This window comes from Nostoc mirabile CHAB5784, from assembly GCF_020829645.1.
GTDB classification, from domain to species: Bacteria; Cyanobacteriota; Cyanobacteriia; order Cyanobacteriales; family Nostocaceae; genus Nostoc; species Nostoc mirabile.
Genome location: NZ_JAIVFS010000076.1, coordinates 25,391 through 38,468 on the forward strand (window position 1 = coordinate 25,391; position 13,078 = coordinate 38,468).

A 13,078-nucleotide genomic window follows, 5' to 3' on the forward strand; every position below is an offset into this window, starting at 1 on the left:
TCGGGACAGCTAGTTGTACGCTTGTGATAAACTTGTTCAAACGCCTGCAATGGAGGAAACTCTTGGAGCAAACTTTGGCGTTGTAGTAGCGCGATGGTTTTGAGTCCAACGACCAAAGAATGTGCCTAAAAGAGCTATTTCTTGCATTAATTGCTCAAATCCTTCCAGCGTTAAAGATTGAGGACCATCTGAAAGTGCGGTTGCTGGATTGGGGTGAACCTCAATCATCAACGAATCTGCGCCAGCTGCTATAGCCGCCATTGCCATCGTAGGTACAAACTCTGAAAAACCAGTGGCGTGGCTGGGATCAATCATGATGGGCAAGTGAGTCAGCATACGTAATACTGGGATCGCAGATATATCAAGGGTATTGCGGGTGTACTGTTTGTCAAAGGTACGGATTCCCCGCTCACACAGAATCACATTGGGGTTGCCTGCTGCCAAAATGTACTCTGCTGACATCAACCAATCTTCAATCGTGGCTGCAAGTCCGCGCTTGAGCAGAACTGGTTTACCTGCTGCTCCTACTTTCTTGAGGAGCGAAAAATTCTGCATATTGCGGGCACCGATTTGCACCACATCTGCGATAGATGCAACCTTATCGATGTCAGCTGTATCCATGACTTCCGTGATGATCCCCAGCCCAGTGACAACGCGAGCTTGAGCTAACAACTCTAAGGCACTCTCACCATGACCCTGGAAAGCGTAAGGTGAGCTACGAGGTTTGTAGGCTCCTCCTCGTAAAAACTGCGCTCCTGCTGCTTTGACTCGCTGTGCCGTTTCTACAATCATCTCTTCGTTTTCTACGGAACAGGGCCCAGCTACTAAGACTAAAGAATGGTTTTGACCAAAGGTTACAGGCCCATTGGGTGTTGGTACAACTACATCAGTTGGTTCGCTATAGCGAAATTCTCTTGAAGCCCTTTTAAAGGGCTTCTTCACCCGTATAACTTGCTCAATAAAAGGGCTTAAATTTTGGATTTGTCGGGGATCGATCTCTGCGGTATCACCTATCAAACCGATCACTACTTTGTCCTGACCTACACATTTTTCTGCTGTTATATTCCAGCGGCGAATTTCTTCGCTGATTTGCTCAATTTCTGCTGCTGGGCTACAGGATTTCATGACGATAATCATTGATTTAAAATCCTCCTTAAATATTGCAAATCATAGTGATTTACATTCACATGATGTCATTCGTTTCATTTGAACTTTACTTAAAACGCTACAAGTATTACTTGATTGCATTTTCCCTTTTTAGGCAAAGTAAAAAGTAATATTTACAATCTACTTGCCGATGAAGTTTGAAAAAGCTATATTTTCACATCCACCAACCTTAAAATTATTTTTTTAATTATCAAAAATAAGGTTGGTAACAAGCTTTTTGCACAATATTTGGCACAATATTAATGTGGTTAAACTTCTAGGACTAATAAACACCCTTCACTCATTCAATAGTTTTTTGGAATTCTTGACGACTTTCATGGTGATTGAGAGCAAAAACAGGGAAACTATTGTTACTTACTTGTCATTCTAGCTAAAGCAGAATAATAAGTAAGAGAGCACAAATAAGCATACGTTTTTGTGGCTAATGGATAGTAAAAACACAATTAACCATTAGTAGACACTAGCAAAAACGAGATTTGTTGGGTCCTTATGTTTATTTATGCCTAAGAAATTTAAGATTCGGTTTAAACACTACCCATTTTTGATTTTAGAGGATGTTTTAAAAGTCGTTTTGTCAGTAGCAAAACGTTTTAGATACCCATAAATCTCCCTTAAAAAGGGGACTTTGATTCCGGTTGCCCTCTTTATAAGGGGGGGTAGGGGAGATTAAACAGTGCTTAAAATTACAACAAACCACTTTTAAAATATCCTCTTAGATTAGAAACCTATTGCATCTATCCTCTTTAACTATAACCATTTGTAGCCATCCTCAAAACAGTAGTATCTAAAACATCAAGAACACTGCAATTAACAACAAGTTTATCAAAATGTGCAATGCTCTGCAATAAACAATTTGTTGACAGGACTAACACTTTTGTAGCTCTTCTTTTTCCTGAGATAGTTGTAACTTTCTCCAAGCTTGGGGAGTTGTCCCATGATTTGTACGAAACTGGCGAAAGAAATGAACCAAATTTTGATAGCCCACCTTCATAGCAATTTCTTCTATTCTCTCATTAGTTTTCAAAAGCAAGAAACGTGCTGCTGCCATCCGGCGCTGGATAATCCAGTTTTGCACAGTTTGTCCAGTTTGGCGTCGCACCCAGTTTGTGAGGTAAGGCGAGGAGTAACCAACTGCATTAGCTACATTGCTGAGGGTAATTGGTCGATGATAATTGGCTTCTATGAAGTGGAAGACCTCCATTAAATCAGGGTCATATGGAAAAATCGACTCCAAATCAAACTGTCTTGTGGTGTCAGCTAGTGGTGGTTTTGGGACTGGCTGTGACTGTGCAGTGTAGCACTGTTGGAGAAAGGCTCGTTTTTCCAAGCAGGCTGCGATCGCCCTCAATAATTCCTGTACGGTACAGGGCTTAGTGAGATAGTCATCCGCGCCCATCTCCATACCTTTGCGGATGTCAGCCTTACTCACTTTAGTAGTTACAAAAATCAAGGGGATAATCTCTGTATCTGGATTTTGACGCAGCTTCGTTAGGACGCTGTAACCATCGAGTTTTGACATCGCTATTTCGCTGATTATTAAATCGGGTAAATCTTCCTGTGCTCGTTGGACACCGATAAGGCCGTTTTCAGCACCTATAGTATAGAAACCTTTAGCTTTAATGGCTTCTAGAAAAAGATTTCGGGTTGAGGCTGTATCTTCAATCACCAGAATTTTTTTCACCGTCTCCTCCGAAAATATTGCAATTAATAATGGTTGCTTTGATTGACATAGCGTTATATGTCACCACTAATTGCCAGTAAACCAAAAAGTTTTTTACAAGTCTTACCATATAAACGGAATGTCACGCTTGTAAACGTGAAACCTAGTTTGGGCAGGGTGTAGGCTGAGTGTGTTTAAGGCAATTGAATTTTAGTGCGTCAAACAGAGCAAGATCGAATTAATTCCCCACACCACAAAGCCATGAATCTCAAGGATTTGCGCTTAACAAGCGTGCCATTCGGGTGAACTTCAATCATCAAGGAATCTGCACCAGCTGCGATCGCCGCCATTGCCATCGTTGGCACGAATTCACAGAAGCCAGTGGCGTGGCTAGGATCAATCATGATGGGTAAGTGAGTCAGCGATCGCAACACTGGGATTGCAGATATATCTAAGGTATTCCGTGTATACTGGCGGTCAAATGTGCGAATCCCCCGTTCACATAAAATTACATTGGGATTATCCGCAGCCAAAATGTATTCAGCTGACATCAACCAATCTTCGATGGTGGCTGCAAGCCCACGTTTTAAGAGTACTGGCTTTCCTGTCGCTCCTACTTTCTTGAGCAGGGAAAAATTCTGCATATTACGAGCGCCAATTTGGATCACATCTGCGACTTGAGCAACTTTGTCTAGATCAGCTGTATCCTGGAGGAGCGCCAGGTTTCATAACGATAATCATCAAATAAAATCCTCACTTATTCTTGTAAAAGTTATCAATTAAGCGATTTTTTGTTGCCCCTTAACCCAAATAATTACTTTTGCAAAAATTGTTCCAATTTATAACACGGTATTTAACAAGTGCAGATTAATTTAAATTTAACTACTCTTTTAAGCAACCTATTACTTCTAAATCAGACTAAAAATGAAAAATTATGAAAACTATTCGGAAGCTAAATTGGTAAAAAGTTTTCAAAATCTTTTTCCAAGTCAAGCCTCTAATCCTATATCAGTGAAAATTTGGATAACTATGAAAAATACAACACCCCGACCAACTTGCTTTAAATAATTTCTCTTATCTGCTCCTGGACTGGATCTCAAGGATTAGTAAGCACAATTCTAAAGTTTTCATATTTTTTTGATTCTTGCCTGATATAAGAGTAAGGTCAAATAAAGCAGTGCTTATAACTGTGCTGCTGTGTTGTGTCTACTGTATTATTCTTTGGTAAAAGCTTTTATGGATGATCAGGATGAGCGCCTACGCCAATTGATAGCAGCAGTTTGTCAACACCCAGACGGCAGCCGGGAATGGCGAAAAGCTATGAGTCGGCTTCTGATTTTAATTCAGGGACTACCGGAATTTAGAAAATACTCAAGCATGGACTGCCCCGACCACTTTTTAGATGCCTTAAACCAAAGTTTGGAGTGGTTAAGCCACAATATCAGAAACTTTCAGCCACGTACATCTTCAGTACGAACTGACTTAGTAAAATGGCTCAAAGGCTACCTTTCCTGGCGTATTAAAGATTTAAATTCCTCATCTGCCCCTCAAACAAGGAGGCTTCAGCTTTCCTTGGATGAAAATATTTCGGATGCAGATGCAGAGATAACAAGTTGGCTAGAACGAGTATCAGAAGAAGGAAGGTTATTAGGGACACCATCTAACCCGTATGTTCTAAGTGGGCTAGAAATTTATTTAGAACAGTTGCAACAGAACTCACAACAGTACTTAGTGGCAAGCCTAGCGGATTACATTGAGCAAGACCCAGACAAGCAGCTACGGAATTGCTATCCTCGTAAACACCCCGAATGTAACTGCCAAATACTCAGCCAGAGGTTGCTGTTCATCTTTAAGAACCCACCAGATACACTTGCTGATATTGCGCGTGAGTGTCAAATCAATTACCAAACTTTAGTATCCCACTGGAAATTAAAAGCAATACCGCTCCTGCAAGAAGTTGCCATTCAACTCGGATATCAATCTAATTAACAGCCATGAGTAGCACAGAAACACTTTGCTTAAAAATTACACTTGGACAAGAAGCTCATGCCATTGCCCGCCAGTTTGCTGTTGAACAAACTACGCCTCAAAAAGGGAAACAAATATATTTGAATACACTAGCAGTTTATGCTGTTTACAGTTACCTGAAATGGCTGTGGATTGATACTGCTCTAGAAGAAGGTGATAGTTGGCATCCTCTTAAACGAGCTTTATTTGATGTTGCCGATTTAGTTCTTCCCAACATTGGTAAGTTAGAGTGTCGTCCAGTTCAACCTGGTGAAACAGTAATTTCCCTACCACCTGAAGTGATGGAAAATAGAATTGGTTATGTGGCTGTCCAGTTTAGCGAGCAGTTAAATGAAGTGCAGTTGTTGGGATTTGTTAGAAGAGTTAATATTCCTTCTGATTGGGAGCAAATACCACTAGCAAGCCTCAAACCCCTTAATTTCCTCTTCGACTGTATTCCTGACGCTGTTGCTCACCCTGCACTCAGTGCTAGCCAAATACGGGTAAATTTAAACCAATGGTTCGAGAATCTGTTTGAAAATAGTTGGATGGCTCTAGAAGAAGTTTTCAGCAGTATAAATAATGATAAAAAGTTTGCCTTAAGAAGTATTTCATCAAAGCGTGAAGGCAATGTAGCACGAGCAAAAATAATAGATTTGGGATTACAAGTTGGAAATCAATGTGTAGTGCTGTTAATAGCGATCGCACCTTATTCTGAAGATAAAGTAGAAATACTAGTACAATTACATCCAGGGAACGGAAAAACTTATTTGCCATCTAACCTGAGAATGAATTTACTATCAGAATCAGGAGAAAATATCCAAGAAGTTGTATCACGAAGTAATGATAATTTTATTCAATTAAAACGATTTAGAGGGTATTCTGGAGAAGGCTTTAATATACAAGTGTCTAATGGTGATTTCACAATCAAAGAGGCTTTTGTCATCTGACATTTTTTTGTCGGAATGCAATGAGTAAGTTAGTTGTTTTAAATTTGGGTAAGGGAGACCTCTACAAAGGCTTCCCCGATGTCACAGTTCAACTTGGGTTGACAAATGATCATCGGGCGATGGAATTTCGTGGTAGTTTACCAGCAGCACCAGAAATTCCCCAACTTTATCGAAATTGGCAAATACTATACTCGGCTCTCTACCGCTATTATGGTTGGTCTGTACGCTTGGAAATCGAAGAAACTGATGTTACAAATTTTTCAGAAGTTGAATTTAACAATTTATGTGAGGAATTATCATCTAGAATTAATATCTGGCTCAACTCGGAGCAGTTTCACAAAATAGAGAAAAAGTTACGCACGCAATTAAATCCAAATGAAGAAATTCGTTTTATGATTGCAACTAGTGATAAATTATTGCGGCGGCTTCCTTGGCATTTGTGGAATTTCTTTGAAGATTATCCAAATGCCGAAGTAGCGCTCAGTCCATTAGAGCCACAACGACAAAATAAAATATATATTAAAGAAAAAAAAGTTAGAATATTAGCGATTTTTGGCAATAGTAAAGGGATTGATATTAGTCAGGATAAACGATTTTTAGAAAAATTATCAAACCAAGCTAAAATAAAGTTTCTCCTTGAACCACAACGAAAGGAATTAAGTAATGAACTTTGGGATCAAGGTTGGAATATTTTATTTTTTGCAGGACATAGTTATAGTCAAGAAAAAGGAGTTCTGCAAATTAATCCAACTACGACAATTACTCTAGATAGATTAAAACATGGACTCACAAAAGCAATTGAGAGTGGATTGCGTTTGGCAATTTTCAATTCATGTGATGGCTTAGGGTTAGCAGAAGCATTAGAGGATTTACACATTCCCCAAGTCATTGTCATGCGCGAACCAGTCCCAGACTTGGTAGCACAGGAATTTTTAAAACATTTTTTAACAGAATTTTCCAGTGGGCAATCTTTATATTCTGCGCTGCGCGAGGCGAGAAAAAGACTCGAAGGCATAGAAGATGAATATCCTTGTGCAACTTGGTTACCAGTAATTTGTCAAAATCCTTTGGAAGCGCCAATGACTTGGCAGTTACACCGAAAGATGATCACTACCAAGAGTGTTTTGACCATATTGCTGGCAAGCTTTTTGGTAACAAGTTTGGTTATGGGGGTGCGGTATTGGGGTTATCTGCAAACATCGGAGTTAGAGGCTTTTGACCATTTTATGCAATTGCGATCGCAGTTTGTGACTGAAAAACCTGATGAACGGATTTTGATTATTACTATTGATGAAGCAGATATTCAGTACCAAATCAATAAAGGGATGCAAATGCGATGGTCGTTATCCGACCAAGCCCTCGCTCAATTATTAGATAAATTAAATAAGTACCAACCGCGAACTATCGGTTTAGATATTTACCGTGATGGGACTGTAGATCCCAAATATCCAAATTTAGCCACTCGTTTTAGCCAGGATAATCGTCTATTTTTTGTGTGCAAAGTTGCTACAACTGATGATGATGGTGATAGTGATGGTATTCCGTCACCTGATGGAGTTCCAAAGGAACGGTTAAGTTTTAGTGATTTTGTTGCAGATGATGAAGTTATTGCTCGTCGTCAGCTTTTATATTTGACTCCTCCTCCAACATCTCTATGTACCACAGAATATGCTTTTAATCTCCAACTAGCACTTCATTATTTAGATAAAGAAGGGAAAAGATCAAGTGTTACAGAATCAGGTTTTTTACAAATTGATAATGTTGTGTTTAAGCCATTAAACGAACACACTAGCGGTTATCAAAAAGTTGATGCATCTGGTTATCAAATATTGTTAAATTATAGTTCTCTCCCTTCTGTTGAAAAAATTGCCGAGCAAGTTAGTTTGAGAGATGTGTTAGATGAAAAAATACCCCTAGAATCAATTCAATCACTTAGAGACCGTGTTATTCTTATTGGTCTTTCTGCCCCTACCAACACGAACGATTATTGGAAGACACCATTCAGTTCTAGTGCAAAGCAGAAGCAAAAGCAGATACCGGGGGTGTTCGTACAAGCACAGATGCTAAGTCAAATCCTCAGTGCAGTTTTAGACCGCAGACCCTTGTTGTGGTGGTGGTCTGGATGGATAGAGACACTTTGGGTATGGGGATGGTCATTGTTAGGAGGTATTACAGCGTGGTATTATTCAAAACCGCTATACTTGGGACTAGTAGTGATAGTAAAACTTTTAATACTATTTGGGTTATGTTTTGGCATTTTTATACTGGCTGGATGGGTGCCACTTATCCCCCCAGTATTAGCGGTGTTAACTACCCAAGTAATTGTAATTTCATGGTTTAGACGTTCTCATCTTGATAAAAGAAGAAAATTAAATTTTAATCATGATTAGAAAAAAATTACTAATCCAAAGAATTCAAGAGACTTGCACAATTTCTTTGCTAATTATTAGTGCAACAAGTCATTTGCAATCAGTGCAGGCACAACTGACTAATTCGATTCAAAACCCTGTTAAAAATTCGCATTTCCAATCCTTCCAGCAACCGACATTGCCCAGAAACGGCGCACCTACAGGTCGGCGCAAAGCAGGGGCTGGGCGTAATCCTGAGTGTCCTAAGTCCCTGGCGAGTCTTACTGCTTTAGTACCTGGTGATGGAGGAAAATCAGTCTTGGCATCAACAGTTGCAGAAAATCCAACTTTTTGGTTTTATGTTCCTGAACTACCAGAGACTGCCCGTTCCGCAGAATTTGTGTTACAGATGCAGGATGGTCAAGATGTACAGAATGTTTATCGAACACCTCTTACTCTGTCTGGAAAACGTGGTATTATTAGCATTACTCCACCACAACCGCAATATTCCTTAAAAGCAAATAAAAAATATCATTGGTACTTTCATATTTATTGTGGTGATGTGGGAAAAACATCTGACAATTTTTATGTAGATGGGTTTGTGCAAAGGCAGGTGCTGACTCAGGCTCTTGATAGTCAATTAAAGACAGTAAAGCCAAGGGAGTACATTGCTTATAGCGCTAATAATATTTGGTACGATGCCCTAACTAATTTAGGACAACTGCGCCATGCAAATTCGCAGAATGCAACTCTTAATAAAGATTGGGTTGACCTATTAAATGCCATTGGCTTACAAGATATTGCTAAAGAGCCAATTGTACAGCATTACAACTTAGAAAACTGACAAAATCAGACGAGTAATCGGGTGGGTACAATGTTAGGGATAACTCAAGATTGGCGATATTGGTATTGTGGTTTGGCGATGGGCAGCCAATTGATTGCTTTTTCGCAAGAGCATGTTTTCGCTCAAATTGCTCCAGATGGCACATTGCCCAACAATTCCAGTATTACAAGGGATGGGAATACTTTTAATATTACTGGAGGAACACAAACAGGAAGTAATTTGTTTCACAGCTTTGGCGAATTTTCTGTGCCTATTGGTGGCACTGCTTCATTTAATAATGCTCTAGATATTCAAAATATCATTAGTCGAGTAACGGGTGGATCTGTATCTAATATTAATGGGATAATCAGCACTAAGGGTACGGCTAACCTGTTTTTAATAAATCCCAATGGGATTATTTTTGGTCAGAATGCCCAATTGAATGTTGGTGGTTCTTTTGTAGCGACTACAGCATCGGCAATTGGATTTGGTGATCAAAGTTTTTTTAGTGCTGAAAATCCAGAAAGTTCTTCATCACTGCTAACGGTCAATCCTTCCGCCTTACTATTTAATCAAATCAAAACCGCATCTATCCAAAATAACTCAGTCGCTCCCTCTGGTTTGAATCCATCTTCTGAGTTTATAGCAAGAGGTTTACGCGTACCAAATGGTAAAAGTTTGCTTTTGGTAGGCGGTGGTATCAACATGGATGGTGGGAGCTTGTTTGCTTTTGATGGACGAGTTGATTTAGGTGGGTTAAAAGGTACAGGAACTATCGGGTTAAATTTCTATGGTAATAATCTAAGTTTAAGTTTTCCCGACAATGTGGAAAGAAGCGATGTTTTACTGAGCAGAGGCTCTCTTATATATGTGGCTGCCAATGATGGTGGTAGTATCGCAGTTAATGCCCAGAATTTAGAGATTATAGGAGGGAGTGGACTGTTAGCCGGCATAAACAGAGGGCTGGGTTCTAATAATAGTAAAGCAGGAAATATTGATCTGAATGCAACAGGAGTAATTAGTGTTAACAACAGCAGTTTGATTAATAATAGCGTGTTCGTAGAAGCAAGGGGGCAGGCAGGCAATATTAATATTAATGCTGAAACCTTGGTAGTCAAAGATGGAGCGCAGGTAAGTACTAGTACATGGAGTAGAGGCAAGGGAGGAAATTTAAATGTTGATGCCCAAGATATAGAAATTATTGGCACAAGTGCTGATGGTAGGTTTGGCAGTAGCTTGTTTGCTTCCGCACTACCAAACTCAACAGGGGATACAGGTGATTTAACTATTAAAACTAATACTCTGCTACTCAAAGATGGGGCATATGTATCTACTGGTACAAGGGGTGGAGGCAAGGGAGGAAATTTAAACGTTGATGCCCAAAATGTGCAAATTATTGGCACAAGTGCTAATGGTGAGTTTGTCAGTGGCTTGTATGCTAACGCAATACCAAACTCAACAGGGGATGCAGGTGATTTGACTATTAAAACTAATACTCTGCTAATCAAAGATGGGGCGCAGGTCAGTGCTAGTACATGGGGTGGAGGTAAGGGAGGAAATTTAAACGTTGATGCCCAAGATGTGCAAATTATTGCCAGTGGCTTGTTTGCTGGCACAAACTCAACAGGGGATGCAGGTGATTTGACTATTAAAACTAATACTCTGCTACTCAAAGATGGGGCGCAGGTCAGTGCTAGTACATGGAGTAGAGGCAAGGGAGGGAATTTAAGTGTTGATGCCCAAGATATAGAAATTATTGGCACAAGTGCTGATGGTAGGTTTGGCAGTGGCTTGCTTGCTTCCGCACAAGCAAACTCAGCAGGGGATGCAGGTGATTTGACTATTAAAACTAATACTCTACTACTCAAAGATGGAGCACAGGTAAGTACTGGTACATCGGGTGAAGGCGACGGAGGGAATTTAAGTGTTGATGCCCAAGATATAGAAATTATTGGCACAAGTGCTGATGGTAGGTTTGGCAGTAGCTTGCTTGCTTCCGCACAAGCAAACTCAACAGGGGATGCAGGTGATTTGACTATTAAAACTCATACTCTGCTACTCAAAGATGGGGCACAAGTAAGTGCTAGTACATTTGGTGGAGGCAAGGGAGGAAATTTAAGCGTTAATGCCCAAGATGTGCAAATTATTGGGAGAAGTGCTGATGGTGGGTTTGGCAGTGGCTTGCTTGCTAACGCAGAACTAAACTCAACAGGGGATGCGGGTGATTTGACAATTAAAACTCATACTTTGCTACTCAAAGATGGGGCGCAGGTAGCTACTGGTACATGGGGTGGAGGTAAGGGAGGAAATTTAAGCGTTGATGCCCAAGATGTGCAAATTATTGGGAGAAGTGCTGATGGTGGGTTTGGCAGTGGCTTGTTTGCTAACGCAGAACCAAACTCAACAGGGGATGCGGGTGATTTAACTATTAAAACTCATACTTTGCTACTCAAAGATGGGGCGCAGGTATTTACTGGTACATGGGGTGGAGGCGATGGAGGAAATTTAAGCGTTGATGCCCAAGATGTACAATTTATTGGTACAAGTGCTGATGGTAGGTTTGGCAGTGGCTTGTATGCTTCCGCACAACCAAACTCAACAGGGGATGCAGGTGATTTAACTATTAAAACTAATACTTTGCTACTCAAAGATGGGGCGCAGGTCAGTGCTGGTACATTGGGTGGAGGCGAGGGAGGAAATTTAAGCGTTGATGCCCAAGATGTGCAAATTATTGGTACAAGTGCTGATGGTGGGTCTGCCAGTGGCTTGTATGCTTCCGCAGAACCAAACTCAAAAGGGGATGCAGGTGATTTGACTATTAAAATTAATACTCTGCTACTCAAAGATGGGGCGCAGGTCAGTGCTAGTACATGGAGTGGAGGCAAGGGAGGAAATTTAAGTGTTGATGCCCAAAATGTGCAAATTATTGGCACAAGCGCTGATGGTAGGTCTGCCAGTGCCTTGAGGGTTGACGCAGAACCAAACTCAACAGGGGATGGGGGTGATTTGATAATTAAAACTCATACTCTGCTAATCAAAGATGGGGCGCAGGTAAGTGCTGCTACATTTGGTGGAGGCGAGGGAGGAAATTTAAGTGTTGATGCCCAAGATGTTCAAATTATTGGCACAAGTGCTGATGGTAGGTCTGCCAGTGCCTTATCTGCTTCCGCAGAACCAAACTCAAAAGGGGATGCAGGTGATTTGACTATTAAAACTAATACTCTGCTACTCAAAGATGGGGCGCAGGTAAGTGCTGCTACATTTGGTGGAGGCGAGGGAGGAAATTTAAGCGTTGATGCCCAACATGTGCAAATTATTGGGGAAAGTGCTGATAGTAGCTTTGCCAGTGGCTTGTATGCTTCCGCAGCACCCAACTCAACAGGAAACGCGGGTGATTTGACAATTAAAACTAATACTTTATTAGTGCAAGATGGATCTCAAATAAACGTACAGAGTTCGGGAATAGGAACCGCAGGTATCATGACATTAAATGCCCGCTCTATCCGTTTAAACAATAATGCCGTACTTCGTGGTAACACACAAAGTGCTAGATTTGACCCAAGTAGGGAGCAAGCGACAATTAACATTAACTCAGAAAGTTTAATCATGAGTCGCAATAGTAATATCAGAACTAACGCCACGGGCAAAGACGTTATTGGCGGCAACATCAACATTGACACCGATTTTCTTATTGCTTTCGGAAACAGCGACATCAGTGCCAATTCGGATAACTTTCGTGGTGGAAGAGTGCAAATCAATGCCTCTGGCATCTTTGGTACACAATTCCGAGATGTGGCATCTAATAGCACAAGTGATATTACCGCTACTGGAGCAAGTCCTCAGCTTAATGGCACTGTAGAACTTAATACACCTGGTATCGACCCCAACAGTGGCTTGGTTGAGTTGCCAATAGTACCAGTTGACACCCAACTAGCCCAAGGTTGTTACAGTCCAGGTTACGCTCAAAACCGATTTGTGATTACCGGACGTGGCGGGTTACCACCCAATCCCAAAGACATTCTCACTCCAGATGCAACCCAAATAGATTGGGTGCCTTTTAAACCCAACAATAACAACCGTTCCCTACCACCTGTTACTAATAAACCAACAACCCCCACTCCCA

At 40.8% G+C, this 13,078-nt stretch carries 7 protein-coding genes and 1 pseudogene; 5 read left to right on the plus strand and 3 right to left on the minus strand.

The annotated features are described in order from the left end of the window. Positions 1-36: 36 nt before the first annotated feature. The 3 genes and pseudogenes from aroF to LC653_RS32130 form a co-directional block, all read right to left on the minus strand. Positions 37-1,137, minus strand: coding sequence for a 3-deoxy-7-phosphoheptulonate synthase (aroF, locus tag LC653_RS32120; protein ID WP_229498659.1), 1,101 nt, complete (start codon positions 1,135-1,137; stop codon positions 37-39). 895 nt (positions 1,138-2,032) lie between these two features. Continuing rightward, a complete protein-coding gene (locus LC653_RS32125; protein WP_229498660.1) occupies positions 2,033-2,848 on the minus strand; it encodes a response regulator transcription factor in 816 nt (271 codons plus the stop codon). Between the two features lie 275 nt (positions 2,849-3,123). Beyond that, positions 3,124-3,540: pseudogene (locus LC653_RS32130) on the minus strand (3-deoxy-7-phosphoheptulonate synthase); the annotation flags it as partial. Between the two features lie 523 nt (positions 3,541-4,063). Between LC653_RS32130 and LC653_RS32135 the strand changes: the two are divergent. From LC653_RS32135 to LC653_RS32155, 5 genes are all read left to right on the plus strand, one after another. Beyond that, on the plus strand, positions 4,064-4,816 hold the full coding sequence (locus LC653_RS32135) for a hypothetical protein (protein WP_229498661.1): 753 nt from the start codon (positions 4,064-4,066) through the stop codon (positions 4,814-4,816). A 5-nt stretch (positions 4,817-4,821) separates the two neighbouring features. Continuing rightward, positions 4,822-5,784, plus strand: a complete 963-nt coding sequence (locus LC653_RS32140) for a DUF1822 family protein (RefSeq protein WP_229498662.1) — start codon at positions 4,822-4,824, stop codon at positions 5,782-5,784. Positions 5,785-5,804: 20 nt separating this feature from the next. After that, a complete protein-coding gene (locus tag LC653_RS32145) occupies positions 5,805-8,174 on the plus strand; it encodes a CHASE2 domain-containing protein (protein WP_229498663.1) in 2,370 nt (789 codons plus the stop codon). Beyond that, positions 8,167-8,976, plus strand: a complete 810-nt coding sequence (locus LC653_RS32150; RefSeq protein ID WP_229498664.1) for a DUF928 domain-containing protein — start codon at positions 8,167-8,169, stop codon at positions 8,974-8,976. The genes LC653_RS32145 and LC653_RS32150 overlap by 8 nt, the downstream gene beginning before the upstream one ends. 30 nt (positions 8,977-9,006) lie before the next feature. Further along, on the plus strand, positions 9,007-13,078 hold a 4,072-nt coding region (locus tag LC653_RS32155), incomplete at its 3' end, for a two-partner secretion domain-containing protein (protein ID WP_229498665.1).